Raw genomic sequence first — 19,042 nt, 5'->3', positions numbered from 1 at the left:
GCGTCCGCCTACGCCGATGCCGATTCGAGGACCTCGCCGCCGAAGAGTGTTCGCACGCGCACCAGCTCGATCATCGCCTCGCGGACGATGCGGCGAACGAGATCCCCCGCGGTGGGGATGTCGTCGATGAGCCCCTGCACCATCCCGACCGTCCAGATGCCCGCCTCCGGGTCGCCGAGTTCGTACACCCGGCGTCCGCGCGCGCCGGCCACCAGGTCCTTCACGTCGGGGAACTGGCCGCCCTTGTCGAGGATGTCGACGACTTCGCGGCTGACGGTGTTGCTCGCGACGCGAGCGGTATTGCGCAGCGGTCGGAAGATCAGTTCGGTGTCCCGCTCGTCGGAGGCGACGATGGTGTCCTTGATGGAGGGGTGGATCGGGGATTCCTCGGTGCACATGAACCGCGTTCCCATGTTGACGCCGTCGGCGCCGAGCACCAGGGCCGCCGCCAGCCCGCGGCCGTCCGCGAAGCCGCCGGAGGCGATCATCGGGATGGATAGTTGGCGGGCGGCCGCCGGGATGAGGATCAGGCCCGGCACGTCGTCCTCACCGGGGTGACCAGCACACTCGAAACCGTCAATGCTGACTCCGTCTACGCCCACCCGTTCGGCTTTGAGGGCATGGCGCACACTCGTGCACTTGTGGAGCACTTTGATGCCGTGCTCCTTGAACAGGTTCATGTGTGGTTCGGGGTTCGAGCCGGCGGTTTCGACGATGGTCACCCCCGCATCGACGATGGCACGGCGGTACTCGTCATACGGTGGCGGGGTGATCGACGGCAGGATGGTCAGGTTGACGCCGAAGGGCTTGTCCGTCAGGCGTCGTGCCCGCTCGATCTCCTTGACCAGGTCCGCCGGGGTGGGCTGGGTCAACGCGGTGATCATGCCGAGGCCGCCCGCCTCGGACACCGCGGCCGCGAGTTCGGCGCGGCCGACCCACTGCATACCGCCCTGGACCACCGGGTGCTCGACGCCGAAGGCGTCGGTGAACTTGGTTCTCAACACACTGCTCATGCCACGCTCCTATTCGTAGGTCTCGCCGCGCTCGGCTTTCGCGACGAGCGAGTCCGGTGGGGTGAAGTGATCGCCGTACTGCGCGGCGAGTTGTCGGGCGCGGGCGACGAAGCCGGGCAGCCCGCCGGTGTAGCCGTTGATGTACTGGACGACGCCTCCGGTCCAGGCGGGGAAGCCGATACCCAGCAGGGAGCCGATGTTCGCGTCCGCGACCGAGGTGATCACTCCTTCGTCGAAGGTCCGTACGGTCTCGAGGGCTTCGGCGAAGAGCATGCGCTCCTGCAGGTCGAGGAACGAGATCTCGGAACTGCCGGATTCGAACGCCTCCCGCAGCCCGGGCCAGATCTGCGTGCGGGTGCCGGCGTCGTCGTAGTCGTAGAAGCCGGCTCCGGCGGTGCGGCCCCGGCGATTGAATTCGTCGACGAGCCGGTCGATGACCACCTCACTGCCGTGGGTCCGCCAGGTGCCCCCGGCCGCCTCGACCGCGGTCTTGGTCTCGATGCGCAGTTTCTGGACCAGGGTGGTGGTCAGTTCGTCCACCAGTTGCAGCGGCGGCGCCGGGTATCCGGCCTGCAACGCGGCCTGCTCGACGGTGGCAGGATCGACGCCTTCGGCGACGGCGGCGATGGCCTCGTTGACGAAGGTGACGATGACGCGGGTGGTGAAGAATCCGCGGCTGTCGTTGACGACGATCGGGGTCTTGCGGATCTGCTGGGTGAAGTCGAACGCCCGAGCCAGGGTCTGATCGGAGGTGTTCTTCCCCGTGATGATCTCCACCAGCGGCATCTTGTCCACGGGTGAGAAGAAGTGGATGCCGATGAAGTCCGTCTGATTCTTCACCCCCTCGGCCAGGGTGGTGATCGGCAGTGTCGAGGTGTTCGATCCCAGTACCGCCTTGTCGGCGACGACGTCCTGGATCTGTTGGAACACGCTCTGCTTGAGGTCGACGCTTTCGAACACCGCTTCCACGACGAAGTCGACTCCGGCGAAATCGCTCGGGTCGGCCGTCGGGGTGATCAGGTCGAGCAGCGCCTGCGATTTCTCGGGAGTTGTTGCACCCCGGGTAAGGGCCTTCGCCTCGAGTTTTTCCGCGTAGCTCTTTCCCCGTTCGGCGGCGTCGAGGGTGACGTCCTTGAGGACCACCTCGATTCCCGCCTTCGCGGACACGTAGGCGATCGCAGCGCCCATCATCCCGGCACCGATCACACCGACCTTGCGCGCGGTGAACGTCGGGACACCGTCGGGACGACTGCGGCCTGCACCGATGGCCTGCATGTCGAAGAAGAACGCCTTGATCATGTTGGACGAGATCTGCCCGGTCACCAGCGACACGAAGTACCGTGTCTCGATCTGGGCTGCGGTATCGAAGTCGACTTGGGCTCCCTCGATCGCCGCGGCCAGGATCGCCCGCGGCGCCGGCGCCGGGGCGCCTCTGAGCTGTTTGCGCAGTGTCGCGGGGAGAGCGGGCAGTGTCGCCGCGAACGCCGGATTCGACGGAGTGCCGCCCGGAATCTTGTACCCCTTGGTATCCCAGGGCTGCACCGCATCCGGGTGAGAATGGATCCATGCCTTCGCGGCAGGGACCAGCTCATCCGCGGAGGCGACGAGGGCGTCGATCAGTCCCAACTCGCGAGCCTTGGCTGCCGAGAATCGTTGCCCCTGCAGCAGCACGTTCGTCAGCGCGTTCTGCACACCGAGCAACCGCACCGTGCGAATGACGCCACCGGCGCCGGGGAGCAGTCCCAAGGTCACCTCGGGCAGGCCCAGTACGACGCCCTTCGCGTCGATCGCGACCCGGTGATGGGCAGCGAGGGCGATCTCGAGCCCTCCGCCGAGCGCCGCCCCGTTGAGCGCGGCGACGACAGGCCGACCGAGCGTCTCCAACCGGCGCAGGTCCCTCTTGAGCCCGTCCGCGAAGGCGGTGAACTTCTCGGCATCCTCGGGACCGGCATCGATCAGCTCGTGAAGATCGCCGCCGGCGAAGAAGGTCTTCTTCGCGGACGTGATCACCACCCCGGTGACTGCGTCCCTCTCCGCCTCGAGTCGATCGACGACCGCGCTCATGGATCGGCGGTAGTCCGCATTCATGGTGTTGGCGGACTGATTCGGGTCATCGAGGGTCAGGACCACCACGCCGTCGTCGTGCCGATCCCACCGAATGGTGTTCTCACTCATGTCGTACTTCCTCAGACTCGCTCGATGATGGTTGCAATGCCCATGCCGCCGCCCACGCAGAGGGTCACCAGGGCATGTCGCTGCTGTCGGCGCTCGAGTTCGTCGACGACGGTGCCGACCAACATGGCACCGGTGGCGCCGAGCGGGTGTCCCATGGCGATCGCGCCGCCGTTGACGTTGAGTTTCTCGTCGGGGATCTGCAGGTCCTTCTGGAACTTCAGCACGACCGAGGCGAACGCTTCGTTCAACTCGAACAGATCGATGTCGTCGACGCTCAGGCCGGCCAGGCTCAGGGCCTTCAACGTTGCCGGTGTCGGCCCGGTCAGCATGATCGTCGGCTCCGACCCGGTTACCGCGGTGGCCACGATTCGGGCGCGGGGGGTGAGGTCGAACCGCGCACCCGCCTGTTCGGTGCCGATCAGCACCAGGGCGGCGCCGTCGACGATTCCCGAGCTGTTTCCGCCGTGGTGAACGTGGTTGATCTTCTCCACGCTGGTGTACTTCTGCATGGCCACCGCATCGAATCCGGCAGCCTCACCGACTCCGGCGAAGGACGGCTTCAGCGCGGCCAGCGCCTGCACCGTCGTGCCGGGTCGACGGTGCTCATCATGATCGAGAACCGTCACCCCGTTCGAATCCTTCACCGGCACCACCGACTTCGTGAAATAGCCACCGGACCAGGCGAATTCGGCGCGGTCCTGCGATCGCACCGCGTACGCGTCGACGTCGTCGCGGGTGAACCCCTCGACCGTCGCGATCAGGTCCGCGCCGATCCCCTGCGGCACGAAATGCAGGTCGTAGTTGGTGGTGGGGTCGTTGAACAGCGCGCCACCGTCCGAGCCGATCGGTACCCGGGACATCGACTCCACTCCCCCGGCGATCACGAGGCTCTCGAAGCCGGAGCGCACCTTCTGAGCGGCCAGGTTGGTCGCTTCCAGGCCGGACGCGCAGAACCGGTTGATCTGCACGCCCGCGACGGTCTGCGGCAGACCTGCGACCAATGCGGCCGTCCGCGCGATATCGCCTCCTTGGTCGCCGACGGGCGAGACGACACCCAACACGATGTCGTCGATGGCCGCCGGGTCGAGATCGGGAAACCGGGTCCTCAGCTCATGGACCAGCCCGACCACCAGGTCGACCGGCTTCACTCCGTAGAGCGCTCCGCGCTTGCCCTTGCCGCGAGGCGTGCGAATCGCCTCGTAAATGAATGCTTGTTCCGACACCACGTGTGCCTTCCTGTGTCAACGCCGCGCTCCGGCGAGTACCCGCATCTCCGAGACAGAGAGATGTGCTCGGGATTTACACGGTAGGGCGGTGAAGTTATACAGTCAATACTGACCGTATAAGAAATCTTGAAGGGAGAAAGACGCATGGCATCAATTCATGGCGAAACCAAGATCCAAGACGGCATCCTCCATGCCGTTGTGACCGACCCCGCAAAGGGAAACACTCTGTCCGGATCGCTCATGGCGGAGGTTGTCGATGTTCTGAGCGCCACTGGGCACGAGATCCGTGCCGTGATGATCACTGGCGCCGAGGGCACATTCTGCAGCGGAGGAGACGTGACGGCATTCGCGTCGGCGACAAATCCGGGCGAGTTCGTCGGTGACCTCGCTGCCGAGTTCCACACCTTCATTCGGGCGCTGACTCAGGCGCCGGTGCCGGTGATCGCGGCGGTGGAAGGGTGGGCGGCCGGTGCCGGAATGAGCATCGCGTGCGCTGCCGACGTGATCGTGGGCGGGCCGTCGACCGCGTTCTTGCCGGCGTACCCCGCCATCGGCTTGACACCCGACGGCGGGATGACGTGGACACTGCCCCGGCTGATCGGATTCGCGCGGGCTCGTGATTTGCTGTTGACGAACAGCCCCCTGCGCGGCGAGGAGGCGTATCGAGCAGGACTGATCACTCGGTTCGTGGACGACACCGACATCTTCTCCACCGCGACCACGATCGCGACCCAGGCTGCAGCACGATCGCGGCAGTCCTCGGCAGGGATCAAGAAACTGATCTGGTCCGCCCAGTTCTCGACGTTCGACGATCAACTCGACCGCGAGGCGCAGTCGATCGCGGCTTGCGCCGCATCGATCGACGGCCGGGAAGGGGTCCGTGCGTTCACGGAGCGGCGGAGACCGAACTTCACATCCTGAATTGAGCAGCCCGCCAGAATGTTCCCGGTCTCACCCTCCCGATTCGCTGCCCGAAGCTGTGGATGCACGGCCTCATCTTGCAGGAGCTGATGATCGCCACCAACGAGGCCGTCGCTTCTCGTGTATGGAGCGGGGGTTGCCGATCATGTCCGCAAGCACCGGCCCAATCCGGTCGCCGGCAGCACCGACGAGCTGATGCACGAGATCGCTGCCGCGGCCAGGGGACCCGGACCTGTTCGCGAAACTGCGTGGACGACTGCTGTCCACGCTGCGGGCCGCGACCTACGATCCGACGGTGCACGGCGCTGGGACGCGATCCTCGGACTGGAGGTATCGCGTGCTGTCGCCCGCGAACATTGGACGCGGATCAAGGCGCTCAACAAACGCTTCGCCGAGGCCAGTGACGATCAGTACGACACCCTCCGGCCGTCGGCAGAGCTGCGGGAGTTCGTCAAGGAGGAGCTCTACTGTCAGCTCGAATCGCCTCGGGGCTGGAACGGCCACCGTCCGGACGACGCCGAACACACCGCAATCGTCAACGAACTCGCGCAGGCCGTGGCCCGCGGGCTGAACGCCCCCATCAGCGGACGGTTGTTTACCGCAGCTCAGCCGGAGTGGGAACGCAGCTACGACCTGTACGGGCCCGGTTCCACCCGACTGCGGGCCGACCAATCGCCTGCATCACCACCGCCAACGCGCCGACACCCGCACTACCCGCATACAGAGCGATGTTGTCCTCCGGGATCGCAGCCGTCCACAACCCGACAGCGATCACGGTCAGCAAGACCGATACCAGCAGTACTGCGCCGGCGAACAACCAGTGGCTAAACGACCAGTCCGAGTAATGACTGACCGCGACATCGGAATTCGAGTAGGGAAACAACATCAATTGCCTTTCCGTAGAGGGAGTACGGTGCGCGCGCTTCGCCTGACGCTATCGGAAATCAAGCCGACAAGGCTCGTTCGAAAACGAGTAAGATCCGTCGACTTTCACAGCTCGACAGGACAACTCACACCATCGAACCCTTCGCCAGCAGATCAGTTTCGCCCGGTAGCCTCAGGTCGCCAGCAACAACACCTGTGCACGACAGGCGGGGTGCATATACGGCGGCCGCAACCCCATCCGAGCCTCGCCGCCAGTTGCCACCGCAGTTGCGGTGTCTGCCAGGCAGGAGTGCGGTGCCGTGCGGCCGAGTGCGCCATCCGGGTACCGATGCGCGAACTCCCACCGGTCGGCCCCCGGTTCTTCGTCGACGGTCCACGTCAACATGTGGAAGTGGCCGGCACTGCGCTTCTTTCCGATCGACACGATGGGCGTCAGCAGCTCGGTGATGGCGGCCGGGTCGCCGACGGCCCGCCAGGCCAGGTCCCGGCACACCGTGAGCGGAAGGGGCATCACCCGGGAGCGGTAGCGGCCGTGACGTTCGGACACCAACGCCGGCAACTTGGCCGACATCTGGTCGAGTGCGTGCTGATCCGGTCGGGCGGACCAGTACTGCACGTGCGGGCCGGGCACCTCGTCCTCCGGCGAGGCGAAGGTCGCCGCCCAATGCCACCCGTCGGCGCCGTCGCCGGGGCAGCGGGCCAGCGGCAGGTCCAGGTCCTCCGGCACGGTGTCGAAGCTGTAGGGCTCGTAGTCGGTGCCCGCCTCCCGGGCGGCGGCCTTGGTGTTCTCCCGGATCTCCGAGGCGAGGAGGCCGTCGAGGCTGATCCCCCACGGCACCGCGTGCGCAACACCGCCGGCCATTCTCGCCCGGACGACCAGCGGCACCATCCCCGCAGCGATCTGGAGGGTCATGCCGGGAGCGAGAGCAGGGTTTCCAGGGCCTCAGTGCGCCGTGCGGCGACGATCTCCCGCCAATCGACCACCGGGCGCACCATCAGGGTCTGAGGCGAGTGTGGTGGCGATCTGGCCGTGCCCGATCCCGGTGCGACCGCCCAGCCACCCGGTGCGGGTGAACTCGGCCAGCACATCGGCGGCGAAGGCATGATCGAGGTCGGAGCCTCGGACCAATTGCACCCACGATTCGAACCGCGTGCCAGGCCTATTGACCGGACTAACCATCGGACACGCCATCAAAGTCCTGTCGGAGACCGAGCCCGGCCGGTACACAGATCACCTATGTCGAGATAGAGAGAGGGGTGGTCGGGCTTGTTTGATGAGGTTGAGCGTGACATTGGGGCGATAAGACTTCCTAGATGGGGGCGGGTCGAGCGAGCGGCCGGGGTCGTCGCATGGGACGTCCTGGACGATGGTGGGACCCCCGTCGAGCCGATCCGTCGCTACCTGACTGATTTCGTTGCACAGGGCAACAGCCAGGCATCGGTGCGCAGCTACGCCTACGCACTATTGCGCTGGTGGAGATGGTTGAGAGCTGTCGACGTTGATTGGGACAAGGCGACACCTGCTGAGTGCCGAGATCTGGTGCTGTGGTTACAGGCGAATCTGAAAACGAGACGATCACCGCGGACAAAATCCCTTGCCACCGCTGGGACGATCAACCCGATCACCCGCAAGCGCTACCTGGACGACAATTACGCTATCCGTACGATTCGCCACTCCAACGCAGTGGTCAGGGCCTTCTACGAGTACTGGATCGAGATCGGCCAAGGCCCCCTGATCAATCCGGTGCCCCTCAAGGGCCGCGTCAGGCCTCACGCCCATCACAATCGGCTCGAGCAATTCCGCCCGGAAGGACGGGTCCGCTACAACCCCAAGCTGCCCAAAAGGCAGCCTCGCGAGATTCCCGACGATCAATGGCACCGGCTGTTCGGAGTGTTGCGGTCGAACCGTGACCGAGCGCTGCTGGCGCTGGTGATCAGCACCGCTGCACGTGCAGAAGAGACCTTGGGCATCAAACCTGCCGATCTGGATTGGGGCGATCAGCGAGTACGCGTGATTCGCAAGGGAACCCGAGCTGAGCAATGGCTTCCGGCCAGCTCGGAAGCATTCGTCTGGCTACGAATCTATATCGCCGATATGGGCGAACTACTCGACTCGAATGCGCCTCTCTGGCGGACACTACGGCGACGTGATCACGGAACCGGACTCCATCGACAACCTCTGAGCTACGACGCCCTGCTCAAGGTTCTCATCAGGGCAAATGATGCGCTGGAAACGAATTGGACGATGCATGACCTGCGCCATACCGCAGCGCTGCGCATGTCTCGCGACGAGCATCTGTCGGATCGCGACATCCAGACGATCCTCGGCCATGCCCACTTGTCCACGACCGCCGAGACATACATGGTCGAGGACCAAGCCGAGGTCATCCGTCGAGTCAAACGCTTCCTAGACGACCGTCAGATTCCCACCGATCCGCAAACCCCGGTCGACGCGGGTTATGACTCGTCCGACCTCGACGTCCTGTTCGGAAGGAACTGAATGTGAGCACGCGAGCCGAGGCTCAGGCCTCCACTCGGCGGCGGATGAAGGGCCAGCGCTCTGTGCGGATGTTCGAGTGGCACGACGAGCTGGCTGAAACCGCAGTATCGGGGGGCCCACGTGATCACCTGCCCCACGACGAAGTGATAGATCTACTGGTCTCCCTGCCCGCGGCCAGAACTCGCATTCGACAGCGCCGGGTGCAGGGCGCGCGGATTGTTCTGCAGTGGCTCAGCAGCTTCCCCGGCGAGGGCTGGCAGGAACGATGGTTGGCCAGCGGGATCGATGCCAATCCCGCGCTGGTCCACGACCTGAGCTGCGCGGATGATCACCGCCCGGCCAGCGAACAGCGCGCTGAATTGACCTCAGCGATCTACGGGCTGATCACGCTCCGGATCGTGTTCCCCAGCTATGACTTCCTGGCGCACCGCGGAACGCAGTCTCTCTACATCGCCTGTCGGCGGATGCACCGTCCCGACCTTTTCGCGAAGCTGAAGACACAAGCCGACCACCTTGCGATTTCCAGCGTTCACCACCGCGAGGTAGCGATTGCGGCGCTCGCCAAGATCGTGGTCAGGACCGGCCGCGACCTCGACCAACTCACCGCAGAGGACTTGTTCGCCTACCGGGCGTGGTTCAAGAAACGTCGAAACACGACCGCCGGGGGCGTGTCCCTCGCGTGGAGGCTGTTGCATGGGATCGGCGATCTGGGGCAATACACCACGCTGGAAGAAGCTGCCCGACACGGACAGCGAACACCGGCACAGATCGTGGACTTCCACGGCGTCCAAGCGCCGACCGTGCGGCGAGTGCTGATCCGCTACCTGGAAGAGCGCCAACCCGGACTCGACTACACCACCATGATCAACCTCTCACAGACCCTGGTCCTACATTTCTGGTGCGAGATCGAACAGCACCATCCCGGCCTCGACACGCTCCATCTGCCTGAAGAGATTGTCGCAGCATGGAAGGACCGGCTGCTCACCACCCCTACGCGCCTCGGCACCCGTCGAGGCGAAGACTTCTACTTCACGACGGTCGGAACCGTTCGCGCGTTCTACCGAGACCTCCAGGAATGGGCCCTGCAAGACCCAGCCTGGGCTGAATGGGCATACCCCAACCCGATCCGCAAGAGCGACATCGCTGGATGGACGAAGGCCAGGCAGAAGCGAAATGCAGCTACCCATCAGCGCATTCGGGAACGATTGCCACACCTGCACACCCTGGTCGAATCAGCAGAGCACCACCGAGACGACCAAGCTGCGCTCCTATCCTCCGCCCTGACAACGCCGGTTGACGAGACCTTCGAGCACGGTGGGAGGGGCTACCGACGGGTCCTCTCGTCGGGTTACCGCCGGCCCGACAACAAACGCCGGCCACCAGAACTGATCGAGGACCTGGCGACCGGTGAGGTGATCGACGTCGGAAGGAACGAGCGCAACACATTCTGGGCATGGGCCATCATCGAGGTCCTCCGTCAGACCGGGATTCGCGTCCAGCCGTGAGATGACAACCACCCCGCGAAGTCCCGGCGCCACGCGAGCCTCATCACCCCTCATACAGGACACGGTAAGCCTGACATGTCAGTTCCGAACAACACCACAGCGCAAACACGTCCGGTGCGGTTATGCCACGACTCAGGCATAACCCGACAGATCGTCCGGTGAGATCGACGTAACCCTGCAGGACCTCATCCGCGTCAGTCATGTAATCGACTGACTGCTAGCGCAATTCGTGTGCACGATGTTTGACGCCGCCCAGAACCGGCCACGAAGCTGCTACCGCCGATTACTCTCCCCGGTGTCGGCCGGGTGTCCGCGCGGCCGAATCCGGGGTTCGGGGCCGGAGCGGTACGAGCCCGGATCGATGGTCAGGTCTTCGGTGTCGGCGAAGACCAGCCGCCCGTCGTCGAGCGCGACCGCCCACCGATGCACCGGCCATGCTGATGCACCTCTTCGCTCGGCGGAACCCCCGAGATCGAGCATAAGCACCGACCGGCCCGGTACGCGACCCGACCTGCACGAACACCACCCGTGACCGGGAACGGCGCCGAAGCAGCCAGCCGTCATGATGCTCACTGCGTCACAGCGCGCCACTCGTCTGTGCGCTCAGGCGTTGCCTGAGCGAGTGCCTTCAACGTGGCTTCCCGATCAAAATTCTTGCCGTAGAACGGGGTTCCCGGCTGCTGACGCCAGGAATCTTCGACTGTGCCCGCGTCGACAGGGTCGAAGCCGAGCTGATTGATCAGATCGAATACGACCTGCTTCTTCAGTGCGTCGTCGCCCGCGACGGGGATCGCGATCCGGCCGCTCGATCCTTCCGGTAGGCCCTTCTCGAGAAGGTGCTTCCACCAGATTCCGTTGAATGCCTTGAACACCGGCACTCCGAGGTGTTCTTGCACCCATTCACTTTCTGCCTGACCGTCTTCGATGGCGGCGATCAATCCGTCTCGCTGCTGCGGATAGTAGTTGTTGGTCTCGATCACCGGAGCACCATCGGCAGCGCCGGCGAGAATACCGGCGGGAAGGTCCACGACGTTCTTCTGCGGGATGCTCACGATCACCAGGTCCGCACCCTCGGCGGCTTCGGTGTTCAGTACCGCCTTTGCGCCGGTCTCCGCCTCGAGGGCTGCGAGGGTGTCGGGTGTCCGAGAGTTCGACACGCACACATCGTGACCGAGCGCAGTCAGCCTGCGTGTCAGCGTGCCACCGATCTGACCAGCTCCGATGATTCCGATGCGCATATCTCTTGGGCCCCTTCGTCGAGTGCCGCGATACCTCGCGACTGCTGCATGCGTCAACAACGGGCACCGTCGGATAGTTCCGCGTGGGCACATTCAGCTCGACCTGATTCAAATGCTTGACAGTTCGACTCAGTCGGCCAGTGTCCCGCGTTCTCGGTCCTGTCGCGGTGAGTGGAGTACCCCGATTGCTGCACGGACCGTGCTGTATCTCGTGAACTGCTCTTGGAACTTTCGGGACGTTGGACAGCACTGTCGGTGCGCAAAAGTAGCCGGGGCCGTCGATATTCGCGGCGCCGGTGAGGACGCCGGTCACCGCGCTGGTAACCAAGTCGTGGAAGTTCGTCCTACTCTTTGCGTCGATGAGGGGTCCGACCTGGCTGGTTCCCTCGGTACCTCGCCCCACGATCAGCGCCGACATCCGTTTGGCGAACTCCGCGCAGAAGGCTTCCGATACGGATTCGTGGACGATGAAGCGATTCGCGGCGGTGCAGGCCTCGCCCATGTTCCGCATTTTTGCCGCCATTGCGACCGACACTGCCGCGTCCAGATCGGCATCTTCGAACACCAGAAAGGGTGCATTGCCGCCCAGTTCCATCGATGTCCGGAGCACGTTCGTCGCCGAGTCTCGAATCAGCGACCGGCCCACCGTTGTCGAGCCGGTGAACGAGATTTTTCTCAGTCGCGGATCGGCGATCAGGGGCGCAGTGACGTCTCGGGCTCTGGACGTCGGCACAACTTTGAGGACGCCGGGAGGAAGACCCGCGTCGGCGAGAACGGCAGCGAAGAGCAACGAGGTCAGGGCGGCGGGCTTGAGGATAATGGTGCACCCGGCTGCGATGGCCGGTGCGATCTTGCGGGTCGCCATGCCAGCGGAAAGTTCCAGGGCGTGATCGGTAAGCACGGGCTGATCGCCTTCTTCGTCACCAGCAGCCGTGATGCGCCGTTCGGCGATACGGAATAGCGCCCGAACGCACGGACCGATTCTTCGGAGATCCATCTGAGAAATTCGGCTCCGTATGCGACTTCACCGCGTGACTCCGCAATCGATTTACCCATCTCGAGGGTCATCAACAGGGCGAAGTCGTCCGCTCGCTCGGTGACGGCTTCGAACGCTCGTCGAAGGATCTCACCCCGTGTGCGTGGCGCGACCGCTGCCCATTCCGTCTGCGCGTCGGCAGCCGCGTTCAGCGCAGCCAGACCATCGGAGGGAGTTGCATCAGCGACGTCCACGAGCGCGTACCCAGTCGAGGATCCTCGACCCCGAACGTCTCACCGCTCGCGCTGCTCCTCCACTGGCCACCAATGAAAAGGCCTGTGGGAATATTCGCGAGAAGATCACCTTCGCGTGGTGCCGAAACTGTCATCGCTTGCAACTTTCGCTCGTCGTTTCACTGGTGTGCCCGCGAGGTCCGTCCTCACCCGGGCGCGGTGCGTCGGCGCAGACGCCTGCCAGTCCCGGCCGCCGGCGCGGGTCCGGCGGTTGCGCGGTACCCCTGTGCGGGACCGCCCATGCTGCGGCGGCCAACCTGCCAGACGGCGCTGCGCCAGCCGATGTCCGGGCGGCAGCGGCTCGCATATGGAGCTTCGGGCCGCCCGGTCATCACTTGCACGAGGCACGCGTTCCGTGGACACGAATCAGTCGGGGCGGTGCCCGCCGCATCCGGCAGTGCCACACCGTCGGTGAGGCGACCGCAGCGCCCTTATCACAGGTCAGACGTTCGCTCGCACGTCCTTGAGCGTCGCTTCGGCCACCCGGAACGATTCCAGCGCGGCCGGCACGCCGACATAGACGGCGGCCTGGATGAGCACTTCCTGAATCTCCTCGTCCGAGCAGCCATTGGTCACCGCTCCGCGCACGTGCACAGCGAGCTCATGGGAGCGGTTCAAGGTGGTGAGCATCGCCAGATTCAGCAGACTGCGCGTCTTGCGATCGATCCCCTCCCTGGTCCAGACCGCACCCCAGCAGTACTCGGTGACGAGTTCCTGGATGGGGCGGGAAAACTCCGTCACATTGTTCAACGACCGCTCGACGTGGGCGGCACCGAGGACTGCCTTTCGCATCTCGATACCGTCCTCGTAGGTTTCTTTACGCGTGCGACTAGTCGACATCGCCCTCTTCTTTCGGTTGATCCGGAGCTGCACAGCTCGTCTGACAAAACTCTCGGCTGCCGACATTGGCCGGCTGTCCGATCACGCCCCGGCGTCAGCCGAAGCAGCACTCGAGGGGCAGTCACCGAATCTTCCTGGTCATTGCGCACCGGAGGCGTTCAGCGCCTTGGCTCACTGTGCAACGCGGCGCGAACGTCGCGCCACGCTCCTAGTAGTACGTTTTGTCACACACTATTGTCAATCGGGCGAGATCATCGTCCTCCCCCGCATCTCGGAAAAGCGCCTGCCGCCAACTGCGTAGATGCACAACGATTTCAAGACTGGGCATAGCCAAGAAGACCATCACCAACTATTGTAATACGAGAATACAAACCCGTGGACGGGTTGGCCCGATACGACGGCACCGCAAGATGGAGGACGGTTTCGTGAACACCGAGGTAGATGACGAGTACGAAGTCATCGTCGTCCGTTACGCATCCCGGCAGACGGTGCGGAGCCAGATCTACCTGAACTACCACCTGTACGGAGAGCCGGATGCTCCGATGGGAATGGATTACTACTTCTGGATCGTGCGGAACGCGCAGAGAACGTTCGTGGTCGACACCGGCTACAGCGAGCAGGGAGGATTCAACCGCGGGCGAGGACACCTGATTCACCCGCGGGAGGCGTTGAAGCTGACCGGTGTCGAACCGGACGAGGCCACACTGATTCTGACCCATGCGCATTACGACCACGTCGGCAACGCTGATCTGTTCCCGCGCTCACCGGTCATCATTCCGAAGCGGGAGTTCGACTTCTGGACCGGACCGTACGCCCGCAGGCTGCAGTATCACCATTCGGTCGAGAACGCCGAACTCGCCCATCTGCGCCGGATCCACGATGAGGGGCGCATGCAGTTCCACACAGGATCGATCGAAGTTGCACCGGGTATCGAGATGATCCAGCTGGGAGGCCACTCCCCGGGTCAGTCCATCCTCACGGTCAAGACCAGTGAAGGCATGGTCCTGCTGGCCTCGGACGCCACGCATTACTACGAGGAAATCGACCGCGACATGCCCTTCCTGGTCGTGGCAGACCTGGAAGCGATGTACGCCGGGTTCGACCAGATGAAGCGAATCGTCGAAGAGCGGAACGCGATCTTGATTCCGGGGCACGATCCTCAGGTCCTCGACCGTCACGAACAGTACGAGGGCGCACTGGCGGGAGTCGCCGCGTCGATCGGCCGCCTACCTCTGAACAAAGGGAGCATTGATGACAAACAGCGTTGAGATCGACTCGGAGTCGATCGTTTCCACCAGCCGAGTCGGATTCATCGGGCTCGGCAACATGGGTGGGCGCATGGCCCGATGCATCACCTCGGCGAACGAGCGGGTGCTCGGGTTCGACACCCGAACCGACGGGGTACGCGATGCCGGCGCGGTCGTCGCGTCGTCGGTGGGCGAGGTTGTGCAGAACTCCGACATCATTTTGCTCTCGCTTCCCGAGAGCAAGATCGTCGAATCGGTCGTACTCGGTGACGACGGCATTCTGGCGAACGCGCGTCCGGGTCAGATCCTGGTCGACCTGAGCACGTCGGCACCGGAATCGACACGACGGCTTCATCAGCAACTGCACAGCAAGGGAGTCCGGTTCGTCGACGCAGGTATCTCCGGCGGCGCGGCAGCGGCGGAATCGGGAACCTTGACGTTGATGGTCGGTGGCGACCCGGAGACGATCGCGGAAGTAACCCCAATCCTCGAACACTTCTCGAAGAAGATCTTCCATTGCGGAACCGTCGGATCCGGGCACACCGCCAAGCTGTTGAACAACTTTCTGAACGCAATTTCGCTCTCCGCCACCGCCGAGGTGATGGTGGCGGCACGGAAGGCAGGTCTCGACCTCGAGGTCCTCCTCGACGTCCTCAACAACAGCTCGGGCGTGAATTTCGCGACGCTGAACCGGTTTCCGCGAATCATCCACGGCGACTACCTCGAGGGCGGTTTGACGAACTCGCTGATGATGAAAGACGTCCTCGCCTACGTCGAGCTCGTCGCAGGTCTTGGCGTGGCCAGCCCCAACTCCGCAGCTCCACTCGCATCCTTCGGTCTGGCCAAGCAACTCGGCTACTCGGACCGGATCAGTAACACGGTTGTCGACGCAATCGGTGACGTCTCGGGAAACGTCCGATTGCACGATGCCGTCACGACCTAAGGAATCACCGTGAAGATCATCCATGGCATCGAACAATCCGGAACCGCACGCAAGACCGGCTCTCAGTTCACCGGCATCGTGCACAACTATCTGACCATGCCGGCTACTGACGGTGTCACCATCAACTCCGTCAACTTCCTACCCGGCGCTCGCACCTACTGGCATGAGCACGAGCATGGCCAGATTCTCCAGGTCCTCGCCGGTGAAGGCTTGGTCGGAACCGCAGCGGACGGGATTCGGGTCCTCAAGGCCGGCGACACCGTGTGGTGCCCGCCGGGTGAGCGACATTGGCATGGTGCAGGTCCGGGCTCGTTCATGACTCATATCGCCATCTCGCTCGGAACGACGATCTGGGCCGAGGAAGTGCGCCCCGAGGAGTACTCCGGAACCACCCCGGCGCCGGCACCGTGACGCACCTCCACACCCGACGACCGGCCGTCTCAGCCGGATGCATCCGGCACGTCCACCTCCGGCGCGAGATCGACGCTCGAGAACTGAGGAACAGAACATGACAGGCCAGACTTCACAGGCGGGCACCACCATCGCGTTCATCGGGCTGGGAAATATGGGCGGGCCGATGTCGGCCCGTCTTGTTTCGGCCGGCCACCGCGTGAACGGATTCGACCCCAGCACCGACGCGCGGCAGAGGCTGCAGGACACCGGCGGAAACTCAGTTGACAGTGCTGCGGCGGCAGTTGACGGAGCCGAGTTCGTGATCTTGATGCTCCCGAACTCGACTGTCGTCGAGACGGTTCTCGCGGATCCCGCCGTACGCGGCAATCTCAGGCCGCAGACCACCGTCATCGACATGAGCTCCTCGGAGCCGACCTCGACGCGCAAGCTCGCCGAGGACCTCGAAGCTCTCGCGATATCCCTCATCGACGCACCGGTCTCCGGCGGAGTGAAAGGCGCGGAGGCCGGACGGCTGACCATCATGGTCGGAGGCGACGAGACCGCCGTCGCCCGTGCCCAACCCGTCCTGTCCCACCTGGGGTCGACCAAACACGCCGGAAGCGTCGGCGCCGGCCACGCACTCAAAGCCATCAATAATCTTCTCTCCGCCACTCATCTGCTCGCCACCGCCGAGGGGATCGCCGCCGGGGAGCGATTCGGCCTGGACCCCAAGGTCATGGTCGAACTGATCAATACCTCGAGCGGACGAAGCGGGTCGACCGACAACAAGTACCCGAACTTCGTCCTTCCTGGCACGTTCGACTCGGGATTCGGTCTGCGGCTGATGCTCAAGGACATGAAGATCGCCGTCGATCTCGCAGAGCAGGTCGGTGCACCGAGTCGACTCGGTGCACAGGCGACGGCGCTGTGGGAACAGGCCGCCGACGACCTCGCACCCACCGCCGATCACACCGAGATCGCGCGTTGGGCAGAACCCAGCAACTGAACCATCGGGAGACAACTATGACGTCGAGCGCCGAGCACGACCGACTCAAGCAACGCATCATCGACATCCACGGGGCCTGGGACGAGTCCTGGGAGGCGATCCGCGACCTGCGGCCAGCGTTCCTGGCTGCCTACGTCAGCTTCGCCGAGGTGCCGTGGAAGAAAAACCACCTCGACGACAAGACCAAAGAACTTGTCTATCTCGCCGTCGATGCCGCCGCCACACACCTCCACGCCCCTGGCGTACGCCAGCACATCCGGCGGGCGCTCGAGCTCAGCGCGACCCCCGGCGAGATCATGGAAGTGATCGAGCTGACCAGCACGCTGGGGATCCATGCGATGAACATTGGGGTGCCCCTGCTCGTCGAAGTGCTCGAGGAGCAAGGTCTGCGTGAGTCTGCCGCACCGTTGTCGGAGTACCAGGAGGAGTTGAAGGCCCGGTTCACCGCGAACCGCGGCTACTGGCACCAGTTTTGGGACGAGATGCTGGAGCTGGACCCGGAGATCTTCGGCGCCTACACCGACTTCTCCTCCCTCTCGTGGGAAACCGGGACATTGGAGCCGAAGGTGAAGGAATTCATCTACATCGCCTTCGACGCCGCCGCGACGCACTTGTACGTTCCTGGATGGAAGCTGCATATGCGCAACGCGCTCGGCTACGGAGCGACGAAGGAAGAAATTCTCGAGGTCATGGAAATCGCGAGTGTGATGGGCATGCAGGCAGCGACGACCGCCTTCCCGATTCTCGTCGACGAACTCCGCCGCACCAACGACACCGTGATAATCGCACAGCCCGAACGAGTCTGACGTCTCGTCGTGTCGAGCCTGATCGCGGCCGACTCCCGGAAGCGACGAGTCGGTTCGGTCGGGACTCATTGTTGGAGAGGAATGAAAGATGCCAGCTAGTGGACTCGAGGACAAGGTGGCGATCGTCACCGGAGCGGCCGGTGGGCTGGGGCAGGCCGCGGCTCAGCGCTTGTCGGAGGAAGGGGTCAAGGTGGTCGCCGTCGACCTTGACGCCGAGGCGGCCCAGAAAAGTGCGGCGGATCTTCCCGGCGAGGCGATCGCGGTCGGGAGCGATGTGTCCTCGGAGGAGGGTGTCGAGCACTACATGGCCGAGGCCGTCAAGGCCTTCGGCACTGTGGACTTTCACTTCCTCAATGCCGGCATCGCAGGGTCGCTCGCCGAACTCGTGGATGTGCCGGTCAACGAGTGGGACAAGGTGATGGCGGTAAATCTGCGCGGTCCCTTCCTCGGCATCCGCGCCGCGTTTCGTCAGTATCTGGCGGAAGGCACGACGGGATCGATCGTGGTCACCTCCTCCATCGCGGGGTTGCGGGGAAGCAACGATCTCCTGGCCTACACCACGTCCAAACACGGTGTTGTCGGACTAGTGCACGGGGCAGCGGTGTACGGGGGCCCGATCGGAGTACGCGTGAACGGAATTGCACCCGGCATCGTTCCGACCACCATCTTCGGAGCGTCCGGGCAGGCCGACATGATCCGTCGCGCAGGCACTTCACCGCTGCGGCGCCCCGGAACACCGGAGGAGATCGCTGGTTCTGTCGCGTTCCTCCTCAGCGACGATGCCACCTACATCACGGGCGAAATCCTGTCGATCGATGGCGGCGCCAATGTCCAGAACGCCAACCGCAATGCCGGAGGAGCGGGTCTCTGGGATGTCAGCATCACCGACGAGACGATCCTCCGCCGCCATCGAGACGAACACACAAACACTGCGCGGCGGTGACCGCCTAAAGATGTTTCGGTAATAGGGTGTGTCGTTGCGCGTGATTCGCACCGTGCTGCTTGATCATTGATGAATGGCAGGGAAGGAAACCGGGTCGGGCGAGAGCGCGGATGCCCGGAAAGTCAAGCAGCG

General features: G+C 64.0%; 17 protein-coding genes and 3 pseudogenes. 10 read left to right on the top strand and 10 right to left on the bottom strand.

Annotation, left to right across the window (positions count from 1 at the left end; genetic code table 11):
* Nucleotides 1-8: 8 nt before the first annotated feature.
* The 3 genes from G9373_RS34675 to G9373_RS34665 are packed head-to-tail and all read right to left on the bottom strand — an operon-like array spanning nucleotide 9 to nucleotide 4,411.
* Nucleotides 9-1,013: a nitronate monooxygenase gene (locus G9373_RS34675; protein ID WP_120660947.1), complete on the bottom strand. Its 1,005-nt coding sequence runs from the start codon at nucleotides 1,011-1,013 to the stop codon at nucleotides 9-11.
* A 9-nt stretch (nucleotides 1,014-1,022) separates the two neighbouring features.
* Nucleotides 1,023-3,188 carry a 3-hydroxyacyl-CoA dehydrogenase NAD-binding domain-containing protein gene (locus G9373_RS34670; RefSeq protein ID WP_167119385.1) on the bottom strand — a complete coding sequence of 722 codons (2,166 nt, stop codon included), beginning with the start codon at nucleotides 3,186-3,188 and terminating at the stop codon, nucleotides 1,023-1,025.
* 11 nt (nucleotides 3,189-3,199) lie between these two features.
* On the bottom strand, nucleotides 3,200-4,411 hold the full coding sequence (locus G9373_RS34665; RefSeq protein ID WP_167119409.1) for an acetyl-CoA C-acetyltransferase: 1,212 nt from the start codon (nucleotides 4,409-4,411) through the stop codon (nucleotides 3,200-3,202).
* A 147-nt stretch (nucleotides 4,412-4,558) separates the two neighbouring features.
* Between G9373_RS34665 and G9373_RS34660 the strand changes: the two genes are divergently transcribed.
* Together G9373_RS34660 and G9373_RS46975 are read left to right on the top strand one after the other, a co-directional pair.
* Nucleotides 4,559-5,335, top strand: coding sequence for an enoyl-CoA hydratase-related protein (locus G9373_RS34660; protein WP_167119382.1), 777 nt, complete (start codon nucleotides 4,559-4,561; stop codon nucleotides 5,333-5,335).
* 71 nt (nucleotides 5,336-5,406) lie between these two features.
* A pseudogene (locus G9373_RS46975) lies at nucleotides 5,407-5,639 on the top strand (exoribonuclease II); the annotation flags it as partial.
* Between the two features lie 291 nt (nucleotides 5,640-5,930).
* Here the strand turns inward: G9373_RS46975 and G9373_RS34655 are convergent.
* The 3 genes from G9373_RS34655 to G9373_RS34645 all read right to left on the bottom strand — a co-directional run bounded on the left by G9373_RS34655 (nucleotide 5,931) and on the right by G9373_RS34645 (nucleotide 7,355).
* Complete coding sequence (locus G9373_RS34655; RefSeq protein WP_120660944.1) at nucleotides 5,931-6,221, bottom strand: hypothetical protein; 291 nt, start codon at nucleotides 6,219-6,221, stop codon at nucleotides 5,931-5,933.
* Between the two features lie 171 nt (nucleotides 6,222-6,392).
* Nucleotides 6,393-7,133: a hypothetical protein gene (locus G9373_RS34650; protein ID WP_120660943.1), complete on the bottom strand. Its 741-nt coding sequence runs from the start codon at nucleotides 7,131-7,133 to the stop codon at nucleotides 6,393-6,395.
* Nucleotides 7,134-7,163: 30 nt separating this feature from the next.
* Nucleotides 7,164-7,355: a hypothetical protein gene (locus tag G9373_RS34645; protein ID WP_240960902.1), complete on the bottom strand. Its 192-nt coding sequence runs from the start codon at nucleotides 7,353-7,355 to the stop codon at nucleotides 7,164-7,166.
* A gap of 132 nt (nucleotides 7,356-7,487) precedes the next feature.
* On the opposite strand from G9373_RS34645, the gene G9373_RS34640 reads away from it, so the two are divergent.
* Nucleotides 7,488-8,720, top strand: coding sequence for a site-specific integrase (locus G9373_RS34640; protein WP_167119380.1), 1,233 nt, complete (start codon nucleotides 7,488-7,490; stop codon nucleotides 8,718-8,720).
* A gap of 44 nt (nucleotides 8,721-8,764) precedes the next feature.
* A complete protein-coding gene (locus G9373_RS34635) occupies nucleotides 8,765-10,225 on the top strand; it encodes a hypothetical protein (RefSeq protein ID WP_206033068.1) in 1,461 nt (486 codons plus the stop codon).
* A 283-nt stretch (nucleotides 10,226-10,508) separates the two neighbouring features.
* On the opposite strand, the pseudogene G9373_RS34630 reads toward G9373_RS34635, so the two are convergent.
* From G9373_RS34630 to G9373_RS34615, 4 genes and pseudogenes are all read right to left on the bottom strand, one after another.
* Nucleotides 10,509-10,705, bottom strand: a pseudogene (locus tag G9373_RS34630) (hypothetical protein).
* A gap of 89 nt (nucleotides 10,706-10,794) precedes the next feature.
* A complete protein-coding gene (locus G9373_RS34625; protein ID WP_346842887.1) occupies nucleotides 10,795-11,556 on the bottom strand; it encodes an NAD(P)-binding domain-containing protein in 762 nt (253 codons plus the stop codon).
* Nucleotides 11,557-11,695: 139 nt separating this feature from the next.
* Nucleotides 11,696-12,827: pseudogene (locus G9373_RS34620) on the bottom strand (aldehyde dehydrogenase family protein); the annotation flags it as partial.
* Nucleotides 12,828-13,173: 346 nt separating this feature from the next.
* The gene (locus G9373_RS34615; protein ID WP_120661462.1) at nucleotides 13,174-13,572 is read right to left on the bottom strand and encodes a carboxymuconolactone decarboxylase family protein; all 399 of its coding nucleotides are present in this window, start codon (nucleotides 13,570-13,572) and stop codon (nucleotides 13,174-13,176) included.
* Nucleotides 13,573-13,997: 425 nt separating this feature from the next.
* Between G9373_RS34615 and G9373_RS34610 the strand changes: the two genes are divergently transcribed.
* The 6 genes from G9373_RS34610 to G9373_RS34590 all read left to right on the top strand — a co-directional run bounded on the left by G9373_RS34610 (nucleotide 13,998) and on the right by G9373_RS34590 (nucleotide 18,910).
* A complete protein-coding gene (locus G9373_RS34610) occupies nucleotides 13,998-14,840 on the top strand; it encodes an N-acyl homoserine lactonase family protein (RefSeq protein ID WP_265146082.1) in 843 nt (280 codons plus the stop codon).
* Nucleotides 14,824-15,762, top strand: a complete 939-nt coding sequence (locus tag G9373_RS34605) for an NAD(P)-dependent oxidoreductase (protein ID WP_167119371.1) — start codon at nucleotides 14,824-14,826, stop codon at nucleotides 15,760-15,762. Before G9373_RS34610 ends, G9373_RS34605 begins: the two co-directional genes overlap by 17 nt.
* A 9-nt stretch (nucleotides 15,763-15,771) precedes the next feature.
* Nucleotides 15,772-16,173 (top strand): cupin domain-containing protein, encoded by a 402-nt coding sequence (locus G9373_RS34600; protein ID WP_167119368.1) that lies wholly within the window; start codon nucleotides 15,772-15,774, stop codon nucleotides 16,171-16,173.
* A 97-nt stretch (nucleotides 16,174-16,270) separates the two neighbouring features.
* The gene (locus G9373_RS46970; RefSeq protein ID WP_240960901.1) at nucleotides 16,271-17,161 is read left to right on the top strand and encodes an NAD(P)-dependent oxidoreductase; all 891 of its coding nucleotides are present in this window, start codon (nucleotides 16,271-16,273) and stop codon (nucleotides 17,159-17,161) included.
* Between the two features lie 17 nt (nucleotides 17,162-17,178).
* On the top strand, nucleotides 17,179-17,967 hold the full coding sequence (locus tag G9373_RS46965) for a carboxymuconolactone decarboxylase family protein (RefSeq protein WP_240960900.1): 789 nt from the start codon (nucleotides 17,179-17,181) through the stop codon (nucleotides 17,965-17,967).
* A gap of 88 nt (nucleotides 17,968-18,055) precedes the next feature.
* A complete protein-coding gene (locus G9373_RS34590; RefSeq protein WP_133984165.1) occupies nucleotides 18,056-18,910 on the top strand; it encodes an SDR family oxidoreductase in 855 nt (284 codons plus the stop codon).
* The last annotated feature ends 132 nt before the right edge of the window (nucleotides 18,911-19,042 follow it).

Source organism: Rhodococcus sp. A14 (assembly GCF_011603105.1).
Taxonomy (GTDB): domain Bacteria; phylum Actinomycetota; class Actinomycetes; order Mycobacteriales; family Mycobacteriaceae; genus Rhodococcus_F; species Rhodococcus_F opacus.
This window is presented reverse-complemented; position numbering and strand designations above follow the sequence as displayed.

What these genes read in the sequence shown, in the direction of transcription:
- G9373_RS34675 (WP_120660947.1), bottom strand. Translation starts at nt 1,013, where the DNA reads ATGAGCAGTGTGTTGAGAACCAAGTTCACCGACGCCTTCGGCGTCGAG.
- G9373_RS34670 (WP_167119385.1), bottom strand. Translation starts at nt 3,188, where the DNA reads ATGAGTGAGAACACCATTCGGTGGGATCGGCACGACGACGGCGTGGTG.
- G9373_RS34660 (WP_167119382.1), top strand. Translation starts at nt 4,559, where the DNA reads ATGGCATCAATTCATGGCGAAACCAAGATCCAAGACGGCATCCTCCAT.
- G9373_RS34655 (WP_120660944.1), bottom strand. Translation starts at nt 6,221, where the DNA reads ATGTTGTTTCCCTACTCGAATTCCGATGTCGCGGTCAGTCATTACTCG.
- G9373_RS34650 (WP_120660943.1), bottom strand. Translation starts at nt 7,133, where the DNA reads ATGACCCTCCAGATCGCTGCGGGGATGGTGCCGCTGGTCGTCCGGGCG.
- G9373_RS34635 (WP_206033068.1), top strand. Translation starts at nt 8,765, where the DNA reads ATGAAGGGCCAGCGCTCTGTGCGGATGTTCGAGTGGCACGACGAGCTG.
- G9373_RS34625 (WP_346842887.1), bottom strand. Translation starts at nt 11,556, where the DNA reads ATGTGCCCACGCGGAACTATCCGACGGTGCCCGTTGTTGACGCATGCA.
- G9373_RS34615 (WP_120661462.1), bottom strand. Translation starts at nt 13,572, where the DNA reads ATGTCGACTAGTCGCACGCGTAAAGAAACCTACGAGGACGGTATCGAG.
- G9373_RS34605 (WP_167119371.1), top strand. Translation starts at nt 14,824, where the DNA reads ATGACAAACAGCGTTGAGATCGACTCGGAGTCGATCGTTTCCACCAGC.
- G9373_RS46970 (WP_240960901.1), top strand. Translation starts at nt 16,271, where the DNA reads ATGACAGGCCAGACTTCACAGGCGGGCACCACCATCGCGTTCATCGGG.
- G9373_RS46965 (WP_240960900.1), top strand. Translation starts at nt 17,179, where the DNA reads ATGACGTCGAGCGCCGAGCACGACCGACTCAAGCAACGCATCATCGAC.
- G9373_RS34590 (WP_133984165.1), top strand. Translation starts at nt 18,056, where the DNA reads ATGCCAGCTAGTGGACTCGAGGACAAGGTGGCGATCGTCACCGGAGCG.